The sequence below is a fragment of the Coprococcus sp. AF38-1 genome, assembly GCF_003603945.1.
Classification (GTDB): Bacteria; Bacillota; Clostridia; order Lachnospirales; family Lachnospiraceae; genus Coprococcus; species Coprococcus aceti.
This window is the reverse complement of the sequence record NZ_QVGO01000002.1, coordinates 142163-169144: the sequence shown is the minus strand read 5'-3', so window position 1 is coordinate 169144 and position 26982 is coordinate 142163. Positions and strand designations below refer to the sequence as shown.

Below are 26982 nucleotides of genomic sequence, written 5' to 3'. Positions count from 1 at the left end.
AGTTAAAGTTTTCCATATCAAAGTTTACTTGTATGATGTACAATATCACCATATGGAATTGAGCAAAGATATATTGGGAGGTAGGCAGATGGAAGATAGAGTACTTGACTGGGAGGTCTATGAGAAGACAGCCCGTGAGATGGCTGCAGAGGGACTGGTTCTGTTAAAGAACGACAACAAGGCTCTGCCACTTAAGCAGGGAGAGACGGTTTCTGTATTTGGACGTATGCAGAACCATTATTATAAGAGTGGAACCGGTTCAGGCGGCATGGTGAATGTTGCCAGAGTGGTGGGAATCCTTGATGCACTTAATGAGTGCAAGGATGTAAATGTCAATCAGAAACTGGCAGAGACTTATGCCGCATGGGATGAGGAACATCCTGTGGAGCTGGGACTTGGCTGGGGACAGGAGCCGTGGTCACAGGCAGAGATGCCGGTTACAGAGGAGCTCGTGCAGGAGGCTGCCGGCGAGTCGGATTCGGCCATAGTGATAATCGCTAGGACGGCAGGCGAGGACAAGGACAATACACTTGAAAAAGGAGCTTTTATGCTCACTGATATAGAGACTGATATGCTTAGACTTGTCAGAGAGAATTTCCAGAAGATGGTCGTTCTCTTGAATGTCGGCGGTCTTATAGATATGTCATTTCTCGACACGATTTCCCCGGATGCTTGTATGTATGTATGGCAGGGTGGAATGGTCGGAGGATATGGAGTGGCTGATGTCCTCGTAGGAGATGTCAGCCCTTCAGGAAAACTCACAGACACGATAGCCTACGATATCAAGGATTATCCTGCGTATGACAATTTCGGCGGCGAAGAGAGAAATTTCTACGCTGAGGATATCTATGTGGGATACCGTTACTTTGAGACATTTGCAAAGGATAAGGTCAGATATCCGTTTGGATACGGATTGTCATACACAGACTTCAAGATCGGCGTAAAGCATGCAAGCCTGGATTTTGAAAAAGGCGTGGCGAATATCTGTGTCAAAGTCACAAATACAGGAAAGAGACTTGGCAAGGAGGTTGTCCAGGTGTACGGTGAGATGCCACAGGGCAGGCTTGGCAAGCCATCCAGAGTGCTCATTGATTTTGCGAAGACAAAGGAGCTTGTTCCGGGACTCAGCGATGAGCTGAAGTTTGAGATACCACTTGACCGCATGGCATCATTTGACGATTCAGGGGCGACAGGCCATAGAAACTGTTATGTGCTTGAAGCTGGAGACTACACTATCCATGTAGGAAACAGCATAAGAAATACAACAGAGTGTCTGTTCTTTGAGCTCGCTGAGACAGTGGAGCTTCAGAAACTTCAGGAGGCACTTGCACCATATGAGAAGTTTGACCGCATGAAACCATTCTGTGATGAGAACGGCAGGATGCTTATAGAGTATGAGGAGACACCTCTAGTCACTGTTGATATGTATGACAGGAGAGAGCAGGAACTGCCGGAGGAGATACCGGTTACTGGTGACAGGGGAATTACGCTTCTTGATGTAAGGGAAGGCAAGGCTTCCATGGATGAGTTCATAGCGCAGTTTGATGATGAGGATCTGGCATGCTTTGTTCGCGGCGAGGGAATGGGAAGTTCTCTTGTGACGGCGGGAACAGCGTCAGCATTTGCCGGGGTATCGCCAAATTTGATCGCACATAAGATTCCGTCGGTGTGCTGTGATGACGGACCATCGGGAATGAGACTCGACTCAGGTATGAAGGCATTCTCACTTCCAAATGGCGCTCTGTGCGGATGTTCATTTAACAAAGAATTGAACACCAGACTGTATGCACTTCTCGGACTTGAGATGACAGCAAATAAGGTTGAGGTTCTTCTCGGACCGGGAATGAATATCCACCGTCACCCGCTTAATGGACGAAACTTTGAGTATTTCTCCGAGGATCCATACCTTACGGGTTCCATTGCAACTGCACAGTTAGAGGGACTTAAGTCCAGCGGCGTGTCCGGAACGATCAAGCATTTCTGTGGAAATAATCAGGAGTATCACCGCCATACGACGGACTCGGTCATCTCCCAGAGGGCACTCAGGGAGATATACCTGAAGGGATTTGAGATAGCTGTCAAGTCGGGATATGCCGACTCTGTTATGACAACATATGGTCTGGTAAATGGTCTCTACACCGCAGGAAGTTATGATCTGAATACCACGATACTCAGAAATGAGTGGGGATTTACAGGCGTGGTCATGACAGATTGGTGGGCATCCATCAACCGCAGGGGTATGGAGCCGGATGCAAATGACTTTGCGACTATGATACAGGCACAGAATGACATGTATATGTGCTGCCCGGACGGCTCGAAGAACATGGGCGGAGATAATGTCATAGAGGCACTTCAGGACGGACGTATATTGAGAGCTGAGCTTCAGAGAATTGCAAAGAATGTGTGTAACTTTGCCATGAATACGAATGCATTTAAGCGTCTTGTGGGAGAGCCTGCAGAGGTAGAGATAATAAACCGTCCAAAGCAGGCGGACGATTTTTCAATTGATGATGTGGAATACATCAATGTCGACAGAGACATACTTATAGATCTGACAGAGAAGGCCAGCACCGCCGACACGAATTATGTCATAGCACTTGATGTTGAACATCCGGGAGAGTATGAGGTGAGCCTGAGGGGAAGCTCGACACTCGAAAAGCTTGCCCAGCTGCCGTGTACCCTGTTTTTCAACGGATTCCCTGTGAGCAACTTCACATTTAACGGAACTGACGGCAAGGATGTTGTGATCAGGAAAGAGGTCAAATTTTACGGCAGATTCAATGTGCTCCGACTGTATGTGAAGTCGAATGGACTTGACCTCAAGGATATTAAGTTCAGTTTTGAAAAAGAGTTTTGATCTGAAAATAAATATTGACATAGACTGCCATAGATGGTAACCTAAGTTAACTCTTTGCACTGCATATAAATCTACAGTACAAACTGAGCAGACCATTGGCGAAAGCCAAGGAGTCGGGCCATCATGGCAGTGGAATCTTTACATCCACGGGACAGTAGTTACTAATACTGAGTCGTGGGTGTTTTTTTATACTCTTTTAGACATTCTATAAAATCTCCCACATATATTTAGTGATAAGAGCTTTCTGAAATTTATTGATCGCACAGCATCGGTCTTTTGATTAAGGTGATTATCAATAGACTGGTGTTCATTTAAGAAAGGATGGCTGATTATATGGAAAGCGCAAACAAAATAAACACGATGGCGGCATCTGCCGTATCAGAGGATGAGTTTAAAAAGGTTGCAAATAAAGTATCGTTTATAACGATAGTACAGAACGTACTGTTGTCAGTATTCAAATTATTTGCGGGAATATTTGCACATTCAAATGCAATGATAAGTGATGCGGTACATTCAGCATCAGACGTGTTCAGCACCATAATAGTCATAATCGGGGTGAAGCTGGCGTCGAAGGAATCCGACAAGGAACATCCTTACGGCCATGAGAGGCTTGAGTGTGTGGCAGCGATCGTGTTGTCTATAGTGCTGTTGTATACCGGTATCAAGATCGGCTCGCAGGCGGTTAAGGACATAATCGGTGGCAATTACCAAAGCCTGCAGAAACCGGGGATGCTGGCACTGGTGGCGGCTGTTGTATCCATTGTCACAAAGGAGATAATGTACTGGTACACAAGACACTATGCGAAGAAGATAGATTCAAGCGCACTTATGGCAGATGCATGGCATCACCGATCAGATGCGCTGTCATCGGTCGGCGCGCTTGTTGGTATCGGTGGTGCGATGATGGGATTCCCGGTTATGGATTCCATTGCAAGTATTGTTATTTTTGTATTCATAGCTAAGGCGGCATACGATATCTTCAAGGATGCCATGGACAAGATGGTGGATCACTCCTGCGATGAAGAGACAGAGAAAGAGATGAGGGATTTTGTGCTCGCCCAGAAAGAAGTTCTCAGTGTTGATCTTCTTCACACAAGGATATTTGGCAACAAAATATATGTAGATGTGGAGATAGGTGTAAACGGTTCATATACATTAAGACATGCGCATGAGATAGCGGAAGAGGTCCATGAGGGAATAGAGAAGAATTTTCCAAAGGTAAAGCATGTGATGGTGCATGTCAATCCTGCGGATGTGGCAGAATAATCATAGATTGATAACGCAGAGTAAGGCACGGATCAGATTTGGTCGGTGTCTTATTTTGTGTGCTGGAAGCTGCAAAACGAGTATCAAACCTGCAAATAGTCAAAAACAATCAAAACAATTCAAAAATCTTCAAAAATATGCAGAATAATGATTGACAATCTTCATTTGCGATGATATTATGCATATAGATTGATTGAAAGTGACTGAAATCAAGTGAAAACCACCTTGAAACAATCACAAATAATTGAAAACAGTCAAAAAATATGTTATCCTAAAGAAAAGTTAAAAGCACCGGATGCAGATATATGCATTCTGAAAAGCCACGAAAAAAGAAAATACACAAACACGAAAAACACATATACAGGAGACATACTTAAAAGGCAGGAGGCAATTATTATGATGACCGAGGATAGATACACAACGATTTTAGATGCACTGAAAGAGAAAAAGTCTATGACAGTTGCAGAGTTCACGGAGATCACGGGAGCGTCAGAATCTACTATAAGAAGAGATTTGATAGCTCTGGACGATATGGGTAAGATCAAGAGATTCCATGGTGGTGCCAAGGCGATCGAGCATGAATATATCACCAATGAGGCACCGGTTTCAGCCAAGGCACAGCTCAACGTCGAAGAGAAAAGTGCCATTGCAAAATATGCGGCAACGATGATCAATGATGAAGATTTCATATTTATAGATGCAGGAACCAGCACGGAGCTCATGATCGACTATATCGGCGAAACAAATGCTACATTTGTCACCAATGGAATAGCACATGCCAAGCGGCTTCTCAAGAAGAACCTCAGAACGTATATGATAGGCGGACTTGTAAAGCCAATCACAGAGGCGATCATCGGAGCCGAGGCGGTCAATTCCATGAAAAAGTTCAATTTCACAAAGTGCTTTCTTGGAACAAATGGAATCCATATGGATTATGGATTCACGACGGTCGATGTGGAAGAGGCTATGGTGAAGATGGAAGCGGTGAACAGATCTTATGCCAGCATAGTCCTTGCTGACAGCAGCAAGTTCGACAAGGTGACAGCGGTGACATTTGCGGCAATCGAAAAAGCCTGTATTATCACGGACAGACTTGTAAATGATAAGTACATAGACGCCACAGTTGTAAAGGAGGTACTCAGATAATGATTTATACGGTGACATTCAATCCAGCGCTCGATTATGTTGTCAAGATGGACAGCCTTGAGCTTGGAATGGTGAACAGAAGTAAGTCAGAAGCCATATTCTATGGCGGCAAAGGTATCAATGTCTCAACCGTACTTAAGAACATAGGAGTTGATTCCGTAGCTCTCGGTTTTGTTGCCGGATTTACCGGTAAGGAGATTGAGGACGGAGTCAAGGCCATGGGAGTTAAGACAGATTTTATCCAGCTGAAGGATGGTCTCAGCAGGATAAATGTCAAGATCAAGGCAGAACAGGAGACGGAGATCAACGGACAGGGACCCGACATTAAGAAAGATGAGCTTCAGCAGATGTTTGACAAGCTGGACAAGCTCCAGTCGGGAGATTGCCTGATACTTGCGGGAACCATCCCTGCTTCACTTCCATCTGACATATACGAGCAGATCATGGAGAAGCTTATGAACAGGAACATCGACATCGTGGTGGATGCGACAAGGGATCTTCTGCTCAATGTATTGAAGTTTCGTCCATTCCTCATCAAGCCGAATAACCATGAGCTTGGCGAGATGTTCGGAGTAGTCTTAAAGAGCGATGACGAGATCGTTGAGTATGCGAAGAAGCTCCAGGTCATGGGTGCAAGAAATGTGCTCATATCCATGGCAGGGGACGGAGCAATACTCATCACAGAGACAGGAGAGGTTCACAAGATCGGAGTTCCAAAGGGAACAGTTGTGAACTCAGTAGGGGCAGGTGATTCTATGGTGGCAGGATTCACAGCAAGCTACCTGAAGGATCACGATTACATGGAAGCATTGAAGAGAGGAACAGCAACCGGAAGTGCCACAGCATTTTCAGAAGGCCTCGCCACAGCGGACAAAGTAGAAGAACTCTATAAGCAGTTATAGTAAATTGTACGTGTTCCGTCATGAGAGGGAATACTTAGGAGATTCAGATATCGCACAGTAGCATATGTGGATGCGGCTGATTATTTAAGAGGAGGTTACGCTTATGAGAATTACAGAGCTTTTATCAAAGGAAAGCATTGCTCTGGGTGTAAAGGTAGATTCAAAGGATGCAGCGATCGACTACCTTGTAAACCTGCACGATGCAGCAGGCAACATCTCAGACAAGAAAACATACAAAGAAGGAATACTTAAGAGAGAGGAAGAGGGCTCAACAGCTATAGGAGAAGGAATAGCAATCCCTCACTCCAAGAACAAGGCAGTCAAGAGACCTGGACTTGCAGCTATGACAGTTCCAGATGGAGTTGATTACGACTCACTTGACGGACAGCCATCAAACCTGTTCTTCATGATCGCAGCACCAGAGAGCGGATCAGATGTACATCTTGAGGTGCTTTCAAGACTGTCTATGCTCCTCATGGATGAGGACTTCAGAGCAGAGCTTCTGAAGGCAGCAGACAAGGATGCATTCCTTGCAGTCGTTGACAAATATGAGAACGCAAAGTTCCCAGAGGAGACAGCAGAGAAGCCTGAGGAAAAGGCAGTTGAGAAGGCTCCTGAGAAGAAAGGCTTTAGAGTGCTTGCCGTTACAGCGTGTCCTACAGGGATAGCTCACACATATATGGCAGCCGAGGCACTTGAGAAGGCCGGCGCCAAGATGGGATATGCATTAAAGGCTGAGACAAATGGCTCAGGCGGAGCAAAAAATATACTTACTGATGAAGAAATCGCAAACTGTGATGGTATCATAGTTGCAGCTGACAAGAATGTTGAAACAGCAAGATTTGATGGAAAGCCAGTTCTTTTCACAAGAGTGGCAGATGGAATACACAAGCCTGAGGAACTCATACAGAAGATCGTGGATGGTCAGGTCCCTGTTCACCACGAGGAGGGTGACAGAAAAGAGTCGAGTAGTGCAAATGGCAGTGTGGGAAGCAGAATATACAAGCATCTTATGAACGGAGTATCACACATGCTCCCATTCGTAATCGGCGGTGGTATCCTCACAGCTCTTGCATTCCTTATAGATACACTTTGCGGATTTGGTGCAACAGGTGGATCCAACTTCGGTTCCATGACGCCGCTCTCAGCATTTTTCAAGTATGCCGGTGGCCTGGCGATGGGCGTGATGGTTCCGGTACTTGCAGGATTTATAGCAGAGTCCATAGCGGATAGACCTGGACTTGCAGTCGGTTTCCTCGGCGGTATCCTGGCATCCTCTGGAAATGCAGCACTATCAGGTTATGTATGGGCAGGAGATAACCTTGGCGGATTCCAGTCATTTATATCAAAGTTTGGATTCGTCGCAGAGGGCGGCGGAAATACAGTATCAGGTTTCCTCGGCGGTATCGCAGCAGGTTTCCTTGCAGGATATGTAGTTCTTCTTCTTAGAAAGATCTGCTCCAAATTCCCTAAGTCACTGGAGGGAATTAAGCCAACACTTATATATCCACTTGTTGGTATGTTTATAGTTGCAGTACTTATGATATTTATACTCAATCCAATTATTGGATTGATCAATACAGGACTTTCAGATATGCTGACAGCCCTTGCAAATAAAAATCTTCTCATCCCACTTGGAATTATCCTCGGCGGTATGATGGCGATAGACATGGGCGGCCCTATAAACAAGGCAGCTTATGTATACGGAACAATGGTTCTCGCAACAGCGTCAGAGCTTGTCGCAGGCGGCGCACAGCTCTCAGATCCAGCAGTTCAGGCATGCTATATCTCAATGGCATCAGTTATGGTAGGTGGTATGGTACCTCCACTTGGAATTGCTCTTGCATGTATCTTCTTCCCTAAGAAGTTCACAAAGGCAGAGAGAAACTCAACAGTATCAAATATTGTAATGTCATGTGGATTCATCACAGAGGGTGCAATACCATTTGCAGCAGCAGATCCACTCCACGTAATACCATGTACACTTGTCGGTGCAGCAGTTGCAGGTGGAATGTCAGCAGCGTTCAAATGTACACTGATGGCACCTCACGGCGGAATCTTCGTATTCGCAACCGTAGGCAACTGGTTACCATACATCATCTCATGGCTTGTAGGATCAGTGATCACATGTATCATGCTCGGTCTTATCAAGAGAAACGTGCAGGAGTAAAAAATGCACAAAAGTAATGCACAAAAAACGACAGAATGTTATAATTTATACAATTGGGGTTTGTGAAAATCTGTCGGATATATGGAATAACGAAAAAGGTGTGGGGAACATCTGGCTGTGATACCATATAACAGAAAAATGCAGATCAAATGTTTTTACAAAATTCTGCTAAATCCGAGGGTTGATAAGAAACAGAACCATAAAGCAGATAATTACAAGTCACAATATATTATTAAACAAAACAAGGGCTGCTTATGATAGAGGATTTCTGCAAGTGATTGTTTATATCATTTGAAGGGAATTTGAGGCCGCCGGTACTCAGATAATCGTCAATGGAAAACATATTGACGATTATCGGCAACAACTGGAAAACCACCAGTTGTTGCATACGCTGTAGGCCGAAATAAGCGGGAGCGACCCGAAAATGATATAAACAATCACTTGCAGTGGCATAACTGGAATTGCGGCCCGTATTTTAAAGAAGGAGAAGAAATTATGGTAGCACAGACAGTAAAAGTAGTAAATGAACAGGGACTTCACATGAGACCAGCAGGAGTATTTGCAAAGGAGATGACAAAGTTCTCATGCGCAGTAACTCTCGACGTAGCAGGCAAGAAGATCAATGCCAAGAGCGTAATGCTCATCATCGCAGCATGCATCAAGTGTGGTGCTGAGGTTACAGTAGAGTGTGACGGTGCAGACGAGAAGGAGGCTCTTGCAAAGGCAGTTGAGCTCATCGAGTCAGGATTCGGCGAGTAGGACATGTAGATGTTCTGACGTCGCAGCAGGGAAATGATAAGTGAAATCTGATATCAGACTTCAGTAAATGTTACGGACAAATGGTACTCAGATTGAGTACCATTTGTTGTATAGAGAATAATTGGAGGTTTTCTTATGAATAAAGGAATCGCGGGTTCAGCCGGCTACGGCGTTGGAAAGGTTGTGATCATATCTGACGCAAAGCCGGAATATGAGAACAGAACAATCACAGATACAGATGCAGAGATTAAGAGATATGACGATGCAGTTGCAGCGTTTACAGAGAAGACACATGCCATGGCAGAGGCCATGAAGGAGAGTGTCGGAGAGCACAATGCGGAGATCCTTGAGGGACACATACTGCTCCTCACAGATCCGGGGATGGATGAGATCACAAAGGGCGCGATTATGAGCGGAACCTGTGCAGAGGCTGCATTTGAGAGTACATGTGATATGTTTGCCGGAATGTTCCAGATGGCAGATGATGAGCTCACAAGACAGAGAGCAACTGATATTGGCGACATCAAGGTGAGAATGCTCAAGATACTCACAGGTACACCTGATGTGAACATATCAGAGGTTCCAGCTGGAACTATCCTTGTGGCTGAGGATCTCACCCCATCCATGACAGCAGGAATCGTCAAGGAGAATGTGGCAGGAATCATCACTGCGGTTGGCGGCAAGACATCCCACTCAGCTATTCTTGCGAGAGCACTTGAGATACCGGCGGTACTCAGCGTGGATGGAATAGTTGACATGGTTTCAGATGGAATGACAGCAGTAGTTGACGGATGCGATGGAATCTGCATACTTGATCCGTCCCAGGAAGAGATAGAAGAATATCGGGCAAAGAGAGAGAAGTACTTAAGTGATAAGGCTCTTCTTGAGGTATATAGAGGCAAAGACACAGACACAGCTGATGGCGCAAAGGTACATTTGTATGGCAATATCGGTAATCCGGAGGATGCAAAGCAGGTTGCTGCATGTGATGGAGAGGGCGTTGGCCTTTTCAGAACAGAGTTCCTGTTCATGGGCGCATCGGAGCTCCCATCTGAGGAAGAGCAGTTCCAGGCGTACAAGGCGGCTGCCGAGACCATGGAGGGCAGAGAAGTCATCATCAGAACACTTGATGTGGGTGGTGACAAGGATATCCCATACCTTGGACTTGAGAAAGAGGACAATCCGTTCTTAGGTTTCAGAGCAGTGAGATATTGTCTGCAGAATAAAGATTCATACAGAGTACAGCTGAGGGCACTTCTCCGCGCAAGTGCATTTGGCGATATCAAGATCATGGTACCGCTTGTCACATGTGTTGATGAGATCAGAAGCGTGAAGGCTCTTGTTAAGGAGCTCATGGCTGAGCTTGATGCAGAGAATATAGCATACAATAAGGATATCCAGGTCGGTGCAATGATAGAAACTCCTGCGGCAAGTCTCATAGCAGACCTGCTCGCAAAGGAGGCAGACTTCTTCAGTATAGGCACAAATGACCTGACACAGTACACCATGGCGGTCGACAGAGGCAATGCAAAGGTTGCGTATCTGTATTCGTCCTACAATCCTGCAGTTCTCCGCTCCATGAAGAATATCATCGAGGCGGCAAATGCAGCGGGCATCATGGTAGGCATGTGCGGTGAGGCGGCAGCAGATCCGTTGCTCATACCTCTCCTCATATCATTTGGACTGGGAGAGTTTTCGGTCAGTGCCACTTCAGTCCTTGCGACAAGAGGAACGATAGCCAAGTGGTCGAAGGCTGAAGCAGATGAGTTGGCAGCAAAGGCACTCTCACTTGCAACAGAGGCGGAGGTTGCGGAACTTCTCAAAGCAAATGCAAGATAGATTAAAAGTGCACAATATGGCTTGGTAAAAATATGAGTACATTTTTGTATGGTTCATGTGTTTGAGAAATCAATAATGAACAAAAACCATGACTCGCAGTGACTATTTTCACGAAAATAAAAAAGTCGGCATTTTTAACTGGAAAAAGTGCCGATTTTTTTGTTACAGTATAATTAGTAGCAGGAAGAACACATAGTGAACAGAGTCAGCCTTGCAGATCGAAACAGACAGGTGCATCATATCGTAATTTTAGTGAGTTTGTTTTAACAGTATTGTAGATGGAAATAATATGGATAGGAGGATGTAATAATGTTTGAGAATGAAAAAGTAAACCATGTGAAGTTTGGTGAAGGCAGTGTGATGGAATGTGATGGAAGCCATATAAGAATTGTATTTTCTTATAATAATGTAGAAAAGACATTTGCCTATCCGGGAGCATTTGACAAGTTTGTCAGCTTCCAGAGTGAAGAGGCACAGCAGATGGCTGAGAGTGAGCTTGAGCAGATAAGGCTGAACCAGAAAAAGCTGGAGGGAATGAAGAAGCTTATAATTCAGGAGAACGAGAGAAGGAAAGAGGAAGCACTCAAGGCCAAGGCGAAGAGAAAGAGACAGTAATATAAAGTAAGATATAATAGTCCCTGCCGGAGAGAAAAATTTCTCTTTTGGCGGGATTTTTTGTACCTGAGGATCATTTTTAGAACAGTGATATTTTTACATATACCTTGATTTTGTTGATATTTTTTGCTAAATTAAGTACGTACGTGTATAAATAGGGGCGTTTGCACCCATTTACAGAATAAAATGATCATAACAGTCAGAATTTGGCTGTCGGAAAGGACGGAGCACAGAGTGTATAAGATTACTAAGGTTGAACAGTTGACAGAGACCATATACCTCATGGACGTGGTTGCACCACGAGTTGCAAATAAATGTCTTCCGGGACAGTTTGTAATTGTCAGAGGTTCAGAGGATGGAGAGAGAATCCCTCTCACTATCTGCGATTACTCAAGAGAGGACGGAACCATCACTATAGTATTCCAGGTAGTTGGAGCTGCTACAGAGATGATGAAGAATAAGAAGGCAGGAGATTCATTTGCGGATTTCGTTGGACCACTTGGATGTCCATCGGAGTTCTGCAAGGAGGATATAGAAGAACTCAAGAAAAAGAAGATTCTCTTCGTTGCAGGTGGTGTTGGAACAGCGCCTGTATACCCACAGGTAAAGTGGCTCCACGAGCAGGGCATCGAAGCTGATGTCATCGTCGGAGGAAGAAACAAGTCACTCATCATTCTTGAGGATAAGATGAAGAAGGTAGCCGGCAACCTGTATATCACAACAGATGACGGTTCATATGGAAGCAAGGGTGTCGTTACAAATGAGATCCAGAAGCTTGTAGATGCTGGCAACAAGTATGATGTGTGTGTTGCCATCGGACCTATGATCATGATGAAGTTTGTATGTAAGCTCACAAAGGAGCTTGAGATTCCTACAGTTGTCAGCCTTAACCCTATCATGGTAGACGGAACAGGTATGTGTGGTGCCTGCCGTGTGACAGTAGGAGGAGAGGTTAAGTTTGCGTGTGTAGATGGACCAGAGTTCGACGGTCACAAGGTGAACTTTGAGGAGGCTATGCAGCGTCAGCAGCTCTACAAGACTGTAGAGGGCAGAGCATTCCTTGCAGCAAAAGAGGGCGATACACATCATGGCGGATGTGGAAACTGTGGAGGTGACAAGTAATGGCTATAGAAGTAGATGTTTGGAAGAGAGTGCCGGTTCGCGAGCAGGAGCCACAGGTACGTGCAAAGAATTTTGAAGAGGTTTGTTACGGATATAATGAAGAGGAGGCTATGGCTGAGGCTTCAAGATGTATAGGATGTAAGAATGCCCCATGTATGAATGGCTGTCCTGTATCTATTAATATCCCTGGATTTATAGCTCAGGTCAAGGAGGGCAATTTCGCTGAGGCGTTCAAGATCATCAGCGAGTCATCAGCACTTCCTGCTGTATGTGGCCGTGTATGTCCACAGGAGACACAGTGTGAGCAGAAGTGTATCAGAGGAATCAAGGGCGAGGCGATATCCATCGGTAAGCTTGAGAGATTTGTTGCTGACTGGGCCCGTGAGAACGGAATCAAGCCAGAGCCTGCAAAGGAGATGAATGGTCACAAGGTGGCAGTCATCGGATCAGGCCCTTCAGGTGTGACAGCAGCCGGAGATCTTGCAAAGATGGGTTACGATGTAACTATATTCGAGGCACTTCACCAGCCGGGCGGAGTTCTCGTATACGGAATTCCAGAGTTCCGTCTTCCAAAGGAGAAGGTAGTTGCCAAGGAGATCGAGAACATCAAGTCACTTGGTGTTAAGATAGAGACAAATGTAGTAGTAGGAAAGTCAGTCACAATCGACTCACTCCTTGAGGATGAGGGATTTGACGCAGTGTTCATCGGATCAGGTGCAGGACTTCCTAAGTTCATGGGTATCCCAGGCGAGAATGCCAACGGCGTATTCTCAGCAAATGAGTACCTCACAAGAAGCAACCTCATGAAGGCATTTGACGAGAATTCAAATACACCTATCATGAGAGGTAAGAAGGTTGCCGTTGTCGGTGGTGGAAATGTTGCTATGGATGCAGCAAGAACAGCACTCAGACTTGGCGCTGAGACGCATATCGTATACAGACGTTCAGAGGAGGAGCTCCCAGCCAGAGTTGAGGAGGTTCATCACGCTAAGGAAGAGGGAATCATATTTGATCTACTCACAAACCCAACAGAGATCCTTGAGGATGAGAACGGCTGGGTATGCGGTATGAAGTGTGTGAAGATGGAGCTCGGTGAGCCAGACGCATCAGGCAGAAGAAGACCTGTTGTGATTCCAGATTCAGAGTTCACAATGGACGTTGACACAGTAATAATGTCACTTGGAACTTCACCAAACCCACTTATCTCATCTACAACAGAGGGACTTGAGACAAACAAGTGGAAGTGTATCGTTGCAGAAGAGGCAAACGGACAGACAACCAAGGAAGGCGTATATGCCGGTGGCGATGCCGTAACAGGTGCTGCAACAGTTATCCTTGCAATGGAAGCTGGTAGAGCTGGTGCAAAGGGAATTGATGAGTACATCAAGAACAACAAGTAATAATTATATAGAGTCATAAAAACAGGGCTGATGTGTATAGGGAATACTTCACATCAGCCTTTGTTTTATATACGGGGGATTAGTTATGTATGATGAATTTGCAAAATGGTTAGACAGAATTTTAGATGAGAATATGCCGCTGCCGGGGGTGGCGATCAACTTCAATATATATGAAGAGGTGGACTTGCATTGGTCGATCCAGTTGATAAGTTCAACTTATTTTGACGAGGAGGACGAGGACTGGAATTGTTACGAGGAGTTCACGACAGGGGAAGATCTGTACGAATGGCAGCAGGGTGTAGGCTGGGAGAAGATACTTGATATTTCCTGTGAGATGATCAGAAAGTATCTCACAGAAGGAAAATATGCTGAGAAACTTAAGAAGTACGAGGCTGTTGCCGCTGGATTTGTGGACGGCGATGTGGAAATCCTGTACAGAAGATAGAGTGTTATGGAAACTAGTATGTAGTAGAAAATTGAAAATCTAGTGGGTAGTAGGAAATCGAGTGAATTGTGGGAAAACGAAAGCATTATAAGAAATAATGCACGTTGTATGAAAATGCGTGAGTTGTAGAAATATAGTATGTATTGCAGAAAAATTGTGATAGGTGGGTGACAACATGAGAACTTTATATGTATCAGATCTGGACGGTACGCTTCTTCGCAGCGATGAGACCACATCCGAGTATACAAACAGTGTAATCAATAATCTGACAGATAGAGGAATGATATTCTCTTATGCCACGGCGCGCTCCCTTATCACAGATAAGAAGGTGACAAGCGGACTGCGGGCAGAAATTCCACTGATCGTATACAATGGAGCGTTTATCTTAGACAATGTTACCGGTGAAGTCCTTGCTGCGAATTACTTTGATGAATCGGTAGGATCAGTGCTTGACGATCTATTCGGTAATCAGATATTTCCGATAGTGTATGCGCGGATAGATGGCAAGGAGAAGTTTTCATATGTCCCGGAGCTGTGCACAGATGGTATGAAGAAGTTCCTGCTCAGCAGGCAGGGGGATATCAGGACAAATGTCGTAAAGTCTGCGGAGAACTTGAAAGTGGGAGATATTTTCTACATAACCTGCATTGACAGTCCGGAAAAATTAAAGCCAATGTACAATAAATATAAAGAAACATTTCACTGTGTATATCAGAAAGACATTTATACAGATGAACAATGGCTGGAGATCATGCCGTTTGCAGCATCTAAGGCAAATGCAATAAAACAGTTGCAGGAACTTCTGGAATGCGACAGGGTGGTTGCCTTTGGAGATGGCAGGAATGATATAGATATGTTTGAACTTGCTGACGAAAGCTACGCAGTGCAAAATGCTGATGAACAGCTAAAAAGGTATGCCACATCGGTTATATCATCAAATGATGAGGATGGGGTGGCGCACTGGCTTGAGGATAATTGTATCGTACGATCATCAAATGATAAGGAGTAAAAAGCTGGCGGTATAGGACGACAAATATACATAAAAATCAGGTTGTAATTTGCGTAGAGTAGGGTATATAATGACACTACATATTTATAATCTTAAGTAAATATGCTAATATGATTGTGAAACACAAGTTGCACCACGAGATAAGGTGCTTGAATAGGGAAAAGGACAATTGCGGTTATGTAGGATAATATTGTAATTGCCTTAGAAAGTGAGAAGGAGAAGACATCTTATGGAAAAGAAAGAACTGATATACTACAGACTGGATGAGGTGGATGAGAAGATACTTGCCATGCTTCAGGACAATGCACGTGTATCACTCAAGGATATAGGCGCTGAGGTGTCTATGTCACCTACAGCAGTTGGAACAAGAATAGACAGGATGCTTGCCGAGGGCGTGCTTGAGGGATTTACGACCAAGCTCAACCCGGAGGCTATGGGTCATTATATCAAGGCATTTATCAATCTGGAGGTTTCACCTGAGCAGAAGGCTGAGTTCTATCCATATATAGACAGCGTGTTAAATGTTGTGGAGTGCAACTGTGTGACAGGAGATTACTCAATGCTCATCGAGGTACGTTTCAAGACAACAGCGGATCTCGATCATTTTGTTGGAGAACTTCAGAGATTTGGCAAGACCAAGACTCAGATCGTATTCTCCACAAATGTAAAGCACAGATGCAGATACTGGAAGAATGATCTTCACCACGATGAGGAGAAGAAGTAAAAAGTGAAAACTGTGTCGAAAAGACTCTAGACGTTTAACTCAGCGGGAAATACCCCAAAACAAGAAGAATGTTTATAAATAATAAGCTTAATTGATAAAAACAGGGGAAAATTAAGCAAAAACAAAAAAATACTTAGATTTCACAAGTTTTTTCTTTACAATCTTAATTTCCTATACTATAATAGGGAACGTGGTCAGGAAATAATTAACAGGTCACGATATATAATCAGTTTAGGAGGATTTTTACTATGTCATATGTTGATGAAGTACTCGAGATAGTACAGAAGAAGAATGCAGATCAGCCTGAGTTCTTACAGGCAGTAACAGAGGTTCTTGATTCACTCAGACCTTGTATCGAGGCAAATGAGGAGCTTTACAGAAAGAATGCTATCCTCGAGAGAATCACAGAGCCAGATAGACAGCTCATGTTCAGAGTACCATGGGTAGATGACAACGGACAGGTACAGGTCAACAGAGGTTTCCGTGTACAGTTCAACAATGCCATTGGACCATACAAGGGAGGTCTCAGACTTCACCCATCAGTAAACCTTGGTATCATTAAGTTCCTTGGTTTCGAGCAGGTTTTCAAGAACTCACTTACAACACTTCCAATCGGTGGTGGTAAGGGTGGTTCAGACTTCGACCCTAAGGGTAAGTCAGACAGAGAGATCATGGCATTCTGCCAGAGCTTTATGACAGAGCTTTGTAAGTATATCGGTGCTGATGTCGATGTTCCAGCTGGAGATATCGGAACAGGCGCTAGAGAGATCGGTTTCATGTTCGGTCAGTTCAAGAGAATCCGTGGATCATACGAGGGAGTTCTCACAGGTAAGGGACTTACATATGGTGGATCACTTGCTCGTACAGAGGCTACTGGTTACGGACTGCTTTACCTTACAAACGCACTGTTAAAGGATCATGACATTGATATCGTAGGCAAGACTTGTGCAGTATCAGGTGCTGGTAACGTTGCAATCTACGCAATCCAGAAGGCACATCAGTTAGGTGCTAAGTGTGTTACATGTTCAGATTCTACAGGTTGGATCTACGATCCAGAAGGAATCGATGTTGCACTTCTTAAGGAAGTTAAGGAAGTTAAGAGAGCACGTCTTGATGCTTATGCTGCTGCTAGACCATCAGCTGAGTACCATGTAAAGAAGGATGCAAATGATCACGGCGTATGGTCAATCAAGTGTGACCTTGCTCTTCCATGTGCTACACAGAACGAGCTTAACCTTGACGATGCTAAGATGCTTGTTGCAAACGGCGTTATCTCAGTAACAGAGGGCGCTAACATGCCTACAACTCTTGAGGCTACTAAGTACCTTCAGGAGAATGGTGTTCTCTTCGTTGGTGGTAAGGCTGCAAATGCAGGTGGTGTTGCTACATCAGCTCTTGAGATGAGCCAGAACAGCGAGAGACTTTCATGGACATTCGAGGAAGTTGATGGCAAGCTCAAGGGAATCATGGAGACAATTTACGCTAACATCTCAGATGCAGCAAAGAGATACAACATGACAGTTGGCGGAAACGCAGACTATGTTGCAGGTGCTAACATCGCTGGTTTCGAGAAGGTTGTTGACGCTATGCTTGCTCAGGGCGTTTGCTAATCCTAGGTAATAGGCGAGAGCCATATCTTCAAATCAACTAGACATAAGATTATAATATAAGACTATAGACGTCCATCTGTGGAGTGATCCGCAGATGGGCGTTTTTGCGTTGTAGCAGTATCCTGCGCTTACTTTTGGGGTGATCTCTATGTTGTATATCCAATCATATTTGTCTACCCTCACTTTGACTTAGCTTCTATCATGCACGCCGCGCCAAGCACGATAAGGACGCATGGCTCTCTGCGGCGGCACAGAAGCGTCAAAGCTCGGTCGCCGGCACTACCGATTGGAGATACAACATAGAGAACATACCCCAAAAGTAAGCGCAGGATACTTTTATATATTTAAACTTCGTTTAAGTTTGGCAGGTTATTATAGCCTCATCAAGAGGAGATAAGACAAGAAAGGATGATGCTTATGGCAGACAACACGTTTAAAAGATATGAACTTAAATACATGCTGACTCGATACCAGTACAAGCAGATAAAGAGCGAAATGATAAGGTATATGCAGCCGGACAGGTTTGCGCATAGCCAGATCATTAACATATATTTTGACACTCCTTCCCACAGGCTCATCAGAGACTCCATAGAAAAGCCGGTTTACAAAGAGAAGCTCAGGCTCAGAAGCTATGGAGTCCCGGATGACGATTCAGAGGTTTTTATCGAGCTCAAGAAGAAATACAAATCTGTTGTGTACAAAAGGAGGCTGGAGGTGTCTGAACAGGAGGCCATGGATTATCTGGTGGGCGGTCAGCCGCTGTACGAGGATTGTCAGATAGGAAGGGAGATAGATTACTTCATGCAGGTGTACAAGGATCTGGAGCCTGCGGTGGTTCTCTCATATGAGAGGGATTCCTACAAAGGAATAGATGATCCGGAGCTCAGGATCACGTTTGATTACAATATACTGTGGCAGAATGACGATCTGACACTTCAGAAAGAACCATATGGGCACAAGGTTATACCAGAATATAAGGTGTTGATGGAGATCAAGATGGCAGGCGGGTTCCCGCTGTGGCTGTCACATCTGCTCACAAAGTATGGAGCATACAAGATATCATTTTCAAAGTATGGAGAGGCGTATAAACAGATGGTAGGCTGACATAAGTGGATCATATACATTTAAAGCCAGAAAATAAAAAAGACGAATTATGTAAATGATAAAGTGGCAAACATAGACAGGAGGAGATAGAAGATGACAGGATTATTTGACAGTATATTTGGAACGGCGACAACGATATCAGTGCAGGAGTTTCTGATCTGCATAGCGGTATCCCTTATAATAGGAGTATTCCTTGCGTTGGTTTACGCATTCAGAAGTAAATACACCCAGAGTTTTCTGGTGACATTGGCACTTATACCTGCGGTTGTGTGCGTGGTGATCATGATGGTAAATGGCAATGTTGGCGCGGGTGTTGCTGTGGCAGGTGCATTCAGCCTTGTAAGGTTCAGATCGGTTCCAGGTTCGGCAAAGGAGATATGCGCCATATTCCTTGCGATGGGAGCTGGACTTGTGACCGGAATGGGATTTATAGGATATGCAGTATTATTTGCCGCCATACTAGGCGGAGCGATGTTCATTTGCAGCCTTACTGGATTTGGCGGCGGAAGGGATGAAGAGAGAACCCTGAAGATCACCGTGCCTGAAAATCTCGACTATACAGAGGCATTTGATGAGATACTTGCCGATTGTACAGAAAGTTACAGACTGACAAATGTGAAGACGACCAACATGGGAAGCCTGTTCAAGCTTACATATGTGGTGAAGCTTAAGGAGGACACAAATCAGAAGGATATGATAGATAAGCTCAGAGTGAGAAATGGCAACCTTGAGATCATGCTGGCACAGGTGGATTCGGGGGACACGACATTGTAGAAGTCAGTTGATAAGGCAGATACTTAGTAAGGAGATGATCGTATGAGGAAGAATAAATATATGAGACATAGAGCGGGAACCCGCAAATGTCTGGCGATAGGTGTGACAGCGGCCATGTGCATGGCAATGCTTGCCGGATGTTCGACCAGCCAGAGCACAAGCTCGACTTCAGGAACTGAGGTGACAAGTGAAGTGAGCACAGAGACGGACGCTGATAAAGAAAGCCCAAATGGCAGTGCGGATGCAGAGAATACCAGTGTAAATACAAAGAAGACAGTTGAGGAAATGCAGGCGGCTATAGATGAAGCCATGAGCGATGCGGCTATAGATATAACAGATATGTTCACGAAGCGGGATCTGGCGGGAACCTATGATGAGAGCGAGGCTGTAAAGATAACATTATCGGGAAAGACAGCCGCATGTAATAGTTCAAATGTTCAGATCGAGGATGAAGTGGTGACGATCAAAGCGGCAGGTGTATACGTTCTGTCAGGGACACTCACAGACGGCACCATCGTGGTGGATGCGGGCGATGACGATAAGGTTCAACTTGTACTTGACGGAGTATCGATCACGGCTGCGGATTATGCGGCAATATATGCGAAGAACGCTGACAAGGTATTTGTGACGTTGGCGGAAGGGGCAGAGAACAGTCTTACGGTGTCCGGAGACTACGTTCAGACGGATGACAACAATGTGGATGCCGTGATATTTGCCAAATGCGACCTTACACTGGGCGGCACCGGAAGCCTGACGGTCAAAGACACTACGGGACATGGAATCGTGTCCAAGGATGACCTGGTGGTTACAGGTGGCACTTATACCATAGACAGTCAGGATCACTGCCTAAACGGCAAGGATAGCGTGAGAATTGCGGATGGAACATTTAACCTGAGTTGTGATGAGGATGGTATACATGCGGGAAATGACGACCAGCAGGATGGATATGTATATATAGAAGGCGGAGACATCAACATATCGGTTGGGGATGACGCGCTCCATGCGGAGGGACTTCTGATAATAACTGGTGGAGATATAGATGTATCTAAGAGTTGTGAGGGGGTAGATGGGTATAAGATCCTTGTGACTGGCGGTGATATAGATGTGATATCCAGTGATGACGGCTTCAATGCAGCTGGAGGCAGCTCAGGCTCGGGAGACAACCATGATGGTTTTGGAGGCGGCCCAGGCATGGGCGGAGTGTACATGGATGCCGACAATGATGCATATATTCTTATAACAGGAGGAACGATAAATATAAATGCCAACGGTGATGGAATAGATTCCAATGGCTGCATTGGAATTACAGGAGGCAGCGTACATGTACTCGGCCCTTCGGACAATGGCAATGGCGCGATGGACTACGGAATCTGTGCTGCGATAACAGGCGGCGAGATCGTAGCTGTGGGTGGTTCCGGTATGGCTCAGGGATTTGGAGATGAGTCCACACAGTGCTCGGCTCTTGTTAACTTTGATGAGTGGGTTGACGCCGGCGAAACGATCACACTTACTGATTCAGATGGCAAGGAGGTGCTCAGCTATAAGGTGGATAAGAAATTTAACTCGGTTGTTATCAGCACATCAGACATGAAACAGGGAAATACCTACACTTTGACTGTCGGTGACCAGAGCAGTACATTTACACTGGATGATATTACATACAGCGAGGGCTCAGGGGGAATGCAGAGACCGGGTGGCAATTTAGATAATGGCGGAATGCAGAGACCGGGCGGCAACTCAGATGATGGAAATATGCAGAGACCGGGTGGCAACTCAGATGATGGAAATATGCAGAGACCAGGTGGCAATTCAGATGATGGAATTATGCAGAGACCGGATGGTGATTCAGATAATGGGCAGAATGACAGCACAAATAGCAGTTTACAGAACAAAGACAATAGTTCGAGCTCAGACAGCATGAGTATATAGAAGATAATTCCAGACGTTTTAACAGCCGAAAACAGTTGATTAATTTGCAAAAATGCTTAATACTATAAAGATATGAGATTTTTGTAGTTAATACACAGTTGGGAGAAAGAGCAGATATTCAATATGACTGGAAGGAGAAAACATATGAAGTTATATGTTGCAAGACACGGAGAGACGGAATGGAACAGACTTAATAAGGTCTGTGGCAGGACAGATTCCCCTCTTACAGATAAAGGACTTCAGCAGGCACAGCTTCTTGCAGAGAGATTGGATAGCTGCTCTATTGACGTGATAATAGCATCGCCGCTCTCCAGGGCACAGGAGACGGCCGGGGCGGTGGCGGAGAGAAAGCATTTGCCTGTCATCACGGATGAGAGGCTTATAGAACAGGATTACGGTGTGTATGAGGGTGTTCAGAGGGACGACAGGGATTTCCTGAACAACAAAAGGATGTTCGCATACAGATATCCCGGAGGAGAATCCATGATGGATATCGCCAGGAGAACGTACGATCTGATAATTGAAACCCGCGAGACATATCCGGATTCGTCGGTGTTGTTTGTCTGCCATAACGGAATATGCAGGGTGATATGCAGCTATTTCATGGATATGACCAACGAGGAGTATTTTGGATTCAGTCAGGACAATTGTGGGTACAATATCTACGAGTGCTGATCTGAGAAGGAGTGTTTTATAATATGAAGGAATTGCTTATAGATTCATTTAAGGATGCACTGTTTGATACGGTGAAGCTCATCCCGTTTCTGCTCATCACCTATGTGGTCATGGAGTGGCTTGAGAGAAAAACTGCAGGCCGACAGGCACATGTGCTTGGAAAGGCAGAGAAGCTTGGGCCATTGATTGGCGGAGTGCTGGGAATAGTGCCACAGTGCGGATTTTCACTTATGGCATCCAACCTGTACAGCGGAGGCGTGATAGGGGCGGGCGTGCTCATAGCCGTGTTCATGTCAACCTCGGACGAGATGCTGCCGATCATGCTGTCAAATGACGCGATAAGCGTGGGGACAATAGTGAAGATCCTTGCGACAAAGGCGGTCATAGCCGTAATAACAGGCTATATGGTAGGATTTGTGCTGGACAGAATGAGAAAGCCGGTCCAGGTAAAGAAGATAGATCCGGTTCACAGACATGGTGGACATGATGAGCACGAACACCATAGCGGACATGCGCACAGTGACTCTGCAAAAGCGGCAGAAAGCTCTCTGCACACACAGAATATAGTGTATAAGGATGCTGCTGAGAAGAAAGGAAAGGGACATGTGCATGACTATGTCCATGAGCACAGTCACGACCACGGACATTTGGGAGAGAAGAATATCCATGAGGTGTGCGAACAGGAACACTGCGACTGCGAGGGGGGAATATTCAGATCTGCTCTGGTGCACACTGCAAAGATTGCGATATTTATATTTATATTCTCACTTGTGATAAATGTGATCATAGAGGCTATAGGAGAGGAATCCATAGCCCGCATATTCAATGATGTGCCTGTGCTTGGAGAGGCGGCAGCAGCGTTGGTGGGCCTTATTCCTAACTGTGCGGCATCAGTCATAATAACCGAGCTGTATCTTCAGGGAATACTCAGCGCGGGTGCTATGATGTCAGGACTTCTGGTGAGTGCAGGAGTAGGCCTTGTGGTGCTCTTTAGGATGAACAGGCATAGACCTGCGGAGAATATAAGGATAGCAGTGGTGCTGTATGCTGCAGGACTTGCGTGGGGACTCATAATAAATGCTCTTGGAATCACATTTTAGCAGAGTGTAGAGAAAATAAATGTAAGCGATGCGCAGTGACCGCATTGCAATAAAGTAAAAAAGGGCTGCGAAAAAACTCAATCGAGTTTTTTCACAGCCCCGTGTGTGTGTGTTGTTACTTTGTGCGTTTCTTACCGCAGACAGGACAGATATCCTGATCCGTAGGCTGTCCGCATCCCCAGCAGATCCAAGTGTCCCCTTCACTGGATGGTTGCTCCTCCAGCTTTTGTGTCGGCTTCATCTTGAAGTTTTTGGAAACAATCTCCACATTGCCGTCCTCGTCAAGAGTAGTCTTGATATCTGCGGCGGCGGGAGCTGTGTCCGATGAAATATTTTTCTTCTTTTTCCCAAATCCAAATCCCATTTTATAACCCCGATTCTATAACATATATAATATATTCTAATGCAATATATACAATTAAGCAATAGAAATTTGGACAAAATCGCCTATGCTGTTGTAAAATTTGATGAAAAGCACCTATTGCCATGCGCCATCAAATGTGATCACCTGGCCATTCAGGTATTCTCCACACTCGGCAATGTGCACAATGAAATCTGCCGCTTCATAAGGTGTGGCCATTCTTCCTGCAGGTATTTCATCCTCCAGCATCTGGCGTTCCTCCGGTGACAGATGACCGTTCATGGAGGTGTCAATTGCGCCAAATGCTATGGCGTTGACGGTTATGCCGCTTGGAGCAAGCTCCTTTCCAAGAGCCTTTGAGAAGGAATTTACAGCACCTTTGGAGGCTGAATATGCGACCTCACACGACGCACCGACATTTCCCCACACGGATGAGATATTGATTATGTGTCCTTTGTGGTGCTGGATCATGTGAGGAACCACGAGTCGGCAGCTATTGAAAACCGAGTATACATTTGACTTCATGGTTCTGTCAAAATCCTGGACTGTCATATTGTTTATAAGCCCCACATAAGATATGCCGGCATTGTTGATGAGGAGATCGATGTCGCTGCCGAGATGATCTATGGTATTTTGTATAAACTTCTCCATAAATTCCATATCCCCGGCGTCTCCGGTCTCACAGTAACAGATGCAGCCTTTTGCCATAAGTTCGTCTCTCAGAGAGAGAAGCTCTTCTTTGTGTTTGAATGAAGTGATAGATATGCTGTTATATTTGCCTGAAAGCGCCAGGGCCGTTTCCCTTCCGATGCCCGTAGAGGCGCCAATTATTATCGCTGTTTTCAAATCTGTACCTCCGCTATTTGTGAACAAAAATTTAATTCTAGTATATCATGCGAATTAAATGTTGAAAATAAAAAAGCACTTTGGTATACTCTAGTTGTTTTTGTTAACAAATGAGAATATACATTTATATTGAGATGGAGGCTATATAATGGGTAAGAAAGTAATGAAATTATTCTTAGATACAATGCTCAGAGCAGCGGTTATCATACTTGCAGTGGCTATAGTTGTCATGCTCGTACTGCTTGCACGAACCGTCAGCAAGAGCAAGAAATCAGACGCATCGGACACGGGCAATAAGACAAGCATCGTGACTGAGGAGTCAGATCCGTCAGATCCTACATTTGGAGGTTCAGGCGATGCTGCAGACAGTTCAGACACATCAGCGGATGACAGCTCACAGGACGCTTCAACAGAGGATGCAGGAGCGGGAAATTCCAAGAGTGCAAAAGTAGTAGTGCTCAACGCATCAGGCGTGTCAGGTGTGGCAGCTACATGGCAGACAACACTCACAGCGGATGGATACACATCAGTAGATATAGGAACATATGACAACGGAGATCAGTCAACAACAGTTATCTACACATCAGATTCATATGATGTGAGCGGACTTGTAAGCCTTTTGGGCGGTGCAGCAACGGCAGACAGATCAGATATTGACTCATCTGTTGCATCAGATGTCGACATTTCAGGTGCAGACATTGTCGTAGTAATAGGTGTGGACAACGCAGCCAACAACTAGATATAGAAGAATATGTAGAAAATATATAGAAAACTCTGCTGATATCGTAATAGAAAACACCGATATCAGTAGAGTTTTTTTACTGTAGTACAAAATGTTACAGATTTTGCCGGCTGTTCTACATTTTTCTGGTTTGTCAAGTATATATATGAGTAAAAACAATAGGCAAAAGTAATAAAATATACCGAAAACGTGACGAAAAACCCTATTGACATAAATGGGTATGGTGAAGGTTTCACAAAAAAGGAAGTTTAAACCAAGGGAAAACGGTTCGAAAACCGTCAAAATGTTGCAAAATTTGTGCATGTATACAATTTAGACAAAAGTTCAAAAATTTTTTTGAGCAATAATCACATAGAATGAAAAATGCCAATGATGTAGAATAACAATAGTTTTTAGGGTGAACAAAAACAAGATTATATACACTACGGAGGTAATTTCAAATGGCAAGTTTATCACTTAAGAACATTTACAAGGTATATCCTAACGGATTCAACGCAGTTAAGGACTTCAACCTTGAGATCGAAGACAAGGAGTTCATCATCTTTGTTGGACCATCAGGATGTGGAAAGTCAACAACTCTTAGAATGATAGCAGGACTTGAGGATATCAGCTCAGGTGAGTTATGGATCGGCGACAAGCTCGTAAACGATGTAGAGCCAAAGGACAGAGATATTGCGATGGTATTCCAGAACTACGCTCTGTACCCACATATGTCAGTATATGATAACATGGCATTTGGACTTAAGTTAAGAAAGGTTCCAAAGGAGAAGATCGACAAGGCTGTACATGAGGCAGCTAAGATTCTTGATATCGAGCATCTTCTTGACAGAAAGCCAAAGGCTTTATCAGGTGGACAGAGACAGCGAGTTGCTATGGGACGTGCAATTGTCCGTGAGCCAAAGGTATTCCTTATGGACGAGCCTCTTTCAAACCTTGATGCTAAGCTTCGTGTACAGATGCGTGTTGAGATCTCAAAGCTTCATCAGAGACTCCAGACAACTATCATCTACGTAACACATGACCAGACAGAGGCTATGACACTTGGTACAAGAATCGTAGTTATGAAGGATGGTATCATCCAGCAGGTAGATACACCTCAGAACCTCTACGACAAGCCATGTAACCTGTTCGTTGCCGGATTCATGGGTATGCCACCTATGAACTTCATCGATTGTAAGGTTGTTAAGTCAGGTGCTGACGTTCTCCTTATGTTCGGTTCACATTCAATCAAGGTTCCAGACAGCAAGGCTGAGAGACTTATCGCACTTGATGCTATCGATAAGGAAGTTGTTCTTGGTATCCGTCCAGAGGATATTCATGATGAGCAGCTCTTCATCGAGTCATCACCAGAGAGCGTAATCGATGCAAGAATCAACATCTACGAGATGCTTGGTGCCGAGGTTTACTTATACTTCACAATCGATCAGTTCGATATCACAGCAAGAGTAAATGCTCGTACAACAGCTAGACCTGGCGACACAGTTCAGTTCGCATTTGACTTAAGCAAGATCCATATCTTCGATAAGGAGACAGAGGAGATCCTTGTTAACTAGTCTTAGATAACACATAGAACTTACAATTACACTC

The 26982-nt window shown here is 44.8% G+C and carries 23 protein-coding genes and 1 riboswitch; of the genes, 21 read left to right on the top strand and 2 right to left on the bottom strand.

What is annotated here, in order from left to right; genetic code table 11:
- Positions 1-88: 88 nt before the first annotated feature.
- The 19 genes from DW025_RS03405 to DW025_RS03315 all read left to right on the top strand — a co-directional run bounded on the left by DW025_RS03405 (position 89) and on the right by DW025_RS03315 (position 23446).
- Entirely contained in the window at positions 89-2857 is a 2769-nt protein-coding gene (locus tag DW025_RS03405; RefSeq protein ID WP_119998703.1) for a glycoside hydrolase family 3 protein, read from the top strand.
- Between the two features lie 73 nt (positions 2858-2930).
- Positions 2931-3014: riboswitch (NiCo riboswitch) on the top strand.
- A 176-nt stretch (positions 3015-3190) separates the two neighbouring features.
- Entirely contained in the window at positions 3191-4123 is a 933-nt protein-coding gene (locus DW025_RS03400; RefSeq protein ID WP_015534011.1) for a cation diffusion facilitator family transporter, read from the top strand.
- 396 nt (positions 4124-4519) lie between these two features.
- The gene (locus tag DW025_RS03395; protein WP_118017780.1) at positions 4520-5269 is read left to right on the top strand and encodes a DeoR/GlpR family DNA-binding transcription regulator; all 750 of its coding nucleotides are present in this window, start codon (positions 4520-4522) and stop codon (positions 5267-5269) included.
- Positions 5269-6171 (top strand): 1-phosphofructokinase, encoded by a 903-nt coding sequence (pfkB, locus tag DW025_RS03390; protein ID WP_119998702.1) that lies wholly within the window; start codon positions 5269-5271, stop codon positions 6169-6171. Before DW025_RS03395 ends, pfkB begins: the two co-directional genes overlap by 1 nt.
- A gap of 103 nt (positions 6172-6274) precedes the next feature.
- Complete coding sequence (locus tag DW025_RS03385) at positions 6275-8341, top strand: PTS fructose transporter subunit IIABC (RefSeq protein ID WP_119998700.1); 2067 nt, start codon at positions 6275-6277, stop codon at positions 8339-8341.
- A gap of 495 nt (positions 8342-8836) precedes the next feature.
- A complete protein-coding gene (locus DW025_RS03380; protein WP_022216909.1) occupies positions 8837-9100 on the top strand; it encodes an HPr family phosphocarrier protein in 264 nt (87 codons plus the stop codon).
- Positions 9101-9235: 135 nt separating this feature from the next.
- On the top strand, positions 9236-10939 hold the full coding sequence (ptsP, locus tag DW025_RS03375) for a phosphoenolpyruvate--protein phosphotransferase (RefSeq protein WP_119998698.1): 1704 nt from the start codon (positions 9236-9238) through the stop codon (positions 10937-10939).
- Positions 10940-11248: 309 nt separating this feature from the next.
- Positions 11249-11554 (top strand): hypothetical protein, encoded by a 306-nt coding sequence (locus DW025_RS03370; RefSeq protein WP_118017771.1) that lies wholly within the window; start codon positions 11249-11251, stop codon positions 11552-11554.
- 234 nt (positions 11555-11788) lie between these two features.
- The gene (locus tag DW025_RS03365) at positions 11789-12676 is read left to right on the top strand and encodes a sulfide/dihydroorotate dehydrogenase-like FAD/NAD-binding protein (RefSeq protein WP_055273918.1); all 888 of its coding nucleotides are present in this window, start codon (positions 11789-11791) and stop codon (positions 12674-12676) included.
- Positions 12676-14076, top strand: a complete 1401-nt coding sequence (gene gltA, locus DW025_RS03360) for an NADPH-dependent glutamate synthase (protein ID WP_022216905.1) — start codon at positions 12676-12678, stop codon at positions 14074-14076. Before DW025_RS03365 ends, gltA begins: the two co-directional genes overlap by 1 nt.
- Before the next feature lie 85 nt (positions 14077-14161).
- A complete protein-coding gene (locus DW025_RS03355) occupies positions 14162-14521 on the top strand; it encodes a hypothetical protein (RefSeq protein ID WP_004851321.1) in 360 nt (119 codons plus the stop codon).
- 175 nt (positions 14522-14696) lie between these two features.
- A complete protein-coding gene (locus tag DW025_RS03350; protein ID WP_119998696.1) occupies positions 14697-15530 on the top strand; it encodes an HAD family hydrolase in 834 nt (277 codons plus the stop codon).
- Between the two features lie 229 nt (positions 15531-15759).
- Positions 15760-16254 carry an Lrp/AsnC family transcriptional regulator gene (locus DW025_RS03345; protein ID WP_015534003.1) on the top strand — a complete coding sequence of 165 codons (495 nt, stop codon included), beginning with the start codon at positions 15760-15762 and terminating at the stop codon, positions 16252-16254.
- Positions 16255-16502: 248 nt separating this feature from the next.
- Positions 16503-17864: an NADP-specific glutamate dehydrogenase gene (gdhA, locus tag DW025_RS03340; RefSeq protein WP_119998695.1), complete on the top strand. Its 1362-nt coding sequence runs from the start codon at positions 16503-16505 to the stop codon at positions 17862-17864.
- A 417-nt stretch (positions 17865-18281) separates the two neighbouring features.
- Positions 18282-18968, top strand: a complete 687-nt coding sequence (locus tag DW025_RS03335; RefSeq protein WP_119998921.1) for a polyphosphate polymerase domain-containing protein — start codon at positions 18282-18284, stop codon at positions 18966-18968.
- 93 nt (positions 18969-19061) lie between these two features.
- Complete coding sequence (locus DW025_RS03330) at positions 19062-19742, top strand: DUF4956 domain-containing protein (protein ID WP_119998693.1); 681 nt, start codon at positions 19062-19064, stop codon at positions 19740-19742.
- Between the two features lie 42 nt (positions 19743-19784).
- Positions 19785-21671 (top strand): carbohydrate-binding domain-containing protein, encoded by a 1887-nt coding sequence (locus DW025_RS03325; protein ID WP_119998691.1) that lies wholly within the window; start codon positions 19785-19787, stop codon positions 21669-21671.
- Positions 21672-21815: 144 nt separating this feature from the next.
- Positions 21816-22346, top strand: a complete 531-nt coding sequence (locus DW025_RS03320) for a histidine phosphatase family protein (RefSeq protein WP_119998689.1) — start codon at positions 21816-21818, stop codon at positions 22344-22346.
- A gap of 23 nt (positions 22347-22369) precedes the next feature.
- Complete coding sequence (locus DW025_RS03315; RefSeq protein WP_119998687.1) at positions 22370-23446, top strand: putative manganese transporter; 1077 nt, start codon at positions 22370-22372, stop codon at positions 23444-23446.
- A gap of 115 nt (positions 23447-23561) precedes the next feature.
- Here DW025_RS03315 and DW025_RS03310 read toward each other — a convergent pair whose 3' ends face one another.
- On the bottom strand, positions 23562-23810 hold the full coding sequence (locus DW025_RS03310; protein WP_117551205.1) for a hypothetical protein: 249 nt from the start codon (positions 23808-23810) through the stop codon (positions 23562-23564).
- A 114-nt stretch (positions 23811-23924) separates the two neighbouring features.
- Positions 23925-24653: an SDR family NAD(P)-dependent oxidoreductase gene (locus tag DW025_RS03305; RefSeq protein WP_119998685.1), complete on the bottom strand. Its 729-nt coding sequence runs from the start codon at positions 24651-24653 to the stop codon at positions 23925-23927.
- 148 nt (positions 24654-24801) lie between these two features.
- Between DW025_RS03305 and DW025_RS03300 the strand changes: the two genes are divergently transcribed.
- Positions 24802-25392 carry a LytR C-terminal domain-containing protein gene (locus tag DW025_RS03300; RefSeq protein WP_119998683.1) on the top strand — a complete coding sequence of 197 codons (591 nt, stop codon included), beginning with the start codon at positions 24802-24804 and terminating at the stop codon, positions 25390-25392.
- 443 nt (positions 25393-25835) lie between these two features.
- The gene (locus DW025_RS03295; RefSeq protein ID WP_004851294.1) at positions 25836-26948 is read left to right on the top strand and encodes an ABC transporter ATP-binding protein; all 1113 of its coding nucleotides are present in this window, start codon (positions 25836-25838) and stop codon (positions 26946-26948) included.
- The last annotated feature ends 34 nt before the right edge of the window (positions 26949-26982 follow it).

What these genes read in the sequence shown, in the direction of transcription:
- DW025_RS03405 (WP_119998703.1), top strand. Translation starts at nt 89, where the DNA reads ATGGAAGATAGAGTACTTGACTGGGAGGTCTATGAGAAGACAGCCCGT.
- DW025_RS03400 (WP_015534011.1), top strand. Translation starts at nt 3,191, where the DNA reads ATGGAAAGCGCAAACAAAATAAACACGATGGCGGCATCTGCCGTATCA.
- DW025_RS03395 (WP_118017780.1), top strand. Translation starts at nt 4,520, where the DNA reads ATGATGACCGAGGATAGATACACAACGATTTTAGATGCACTGAAAGAG.
- pfkB (WP_119998702.1), top strand. Translation starts at nt 5,269, where the DNA reads ATGATTTATACGGTGACATTCAATCCAGCGCTCGATTATGTTGTCAAG.
- DW025_RS03385 (WP_119998700.1), top strand. Translation starts at nt 6,275, where the DNA reads ATGAGAATTACAGAGCTTTTATCAAAGGAAAGCATTGCTCTGGGTGTA.
- DW025_RS03380 (WP_022216909.1), top strand. Translation starts at nt 8,837, where the DNA reads ATGGTAGCACAGACAGTAAAAGTAGTAAATGAACAGGGACTTCACATG.
- ptsP (WP_119998698.1), top strand. Translation starts at nt 9,236, where the DNA reads ATGAATAAAGGAATCGCGGGTTCAGCCGGCTACGGCGTTGGAAAGGTT.
- DW025_RS03370 (WP_118017771.1), top strand. Translation starts at nt 11,249, where the DNA reads ATGTTTGAGAATGAAAAAGTAAACCATGTGAAGTTTGGTGAAGGCAGT.
- gltA (WP_022216905.1), top strand. Translation starts at nt 12,676, where the DNA reads ATGGCTATAGAAGTAGATGTTTGGAAGAGAGTGCCGGTTCGCGAGCAG.
- DW025_RS03355 (WP_004851321.1), top strand. Translation starts at nt 14,162, where the DNA reads ATGTATGATGAATTTGCAAAATGGTTAGACAGAATTTTAGATGAGAAT.
- DW025_RS03350 (WP_119998696.1), top strand. Translation starts at nt 14,697, where the DNA reads ATGAGAACTTTATATGTATCAGATCTGGACGGTACGCTTCTTCGCAGC.
- DW025_RS03345 (WP_015534003.1), top strand. Translation starts at nt 15,760, where the DNA reads ATGGAAAAGAAAGAACTGATATACTACAGACTGGATGAGGTGGATGAG.
- gdhA (WP_119998695.1), top strand. Translation starts at nt 16,503, where the DNA reads ATGTCATATGTTGATGAAGTACTCGAGATAGTACAGAAGAAGAATGCA.
- DW025_RS03335 (WP_119998921.1), top strand. Translation starts at nt 18,282, where the DNA reads ATGGCAGACAACACGTTTAAAAGATATGAACTTAAATACATGCTGACT.
- DW025_RS03330 (WP_119998693.1), top strand. Translation starts at nt 19,062, where the DNA reads ATGACAGGATTATTTGACAGTATATTTGGAACGGCGACAACGATATCA.
- DW025_RS03325 (WP_119998691.1), top strand. Translation starts at nt 19,785, where the DNA reads ATGAGGAAGAATAAATATATGAGACATAGAGCGGGAACCCGCAAATGT.
- DW025_RS03320 (WP_119998689.1), top strand. Translation starts at nt 21,816, where the DNA reads ATGAAGTTATATGTTGCAAGACACGGAGAGACGGAATGGAACAGACTT.
- DW025_RS03315 (WP_119998687.1), top strand. Translation starts at nt 22,370, where the DNA reads ATGAAGGAATTGCTTATAGATTCATTTAAGGATGCACTGTTTGATACG.
- DW025_RS03310 (WP_117551205.1), bottom strand. Translation starts at nt 23,810, where the DNA reads ATGGGATTTGGATTTGGGAAAAAGAAGAAAAATATTTCATCGGACACA.
- DW025_RS03300 (WP_119998683.1), top strand. Translation starts at nt 24,802, where the DNA reads ATGGGTAAGAAAGTAATGAAATTATTCTTAGATACAATGCTCAGAGCA.
- DW025_RS03295 (WP_004851294.1), top strand. Translation starts at nt 25,836, where the DNA reads ATGGCAAGTTTATCACTTAAGAACATTTACAAGGTATATCCTAACGGA.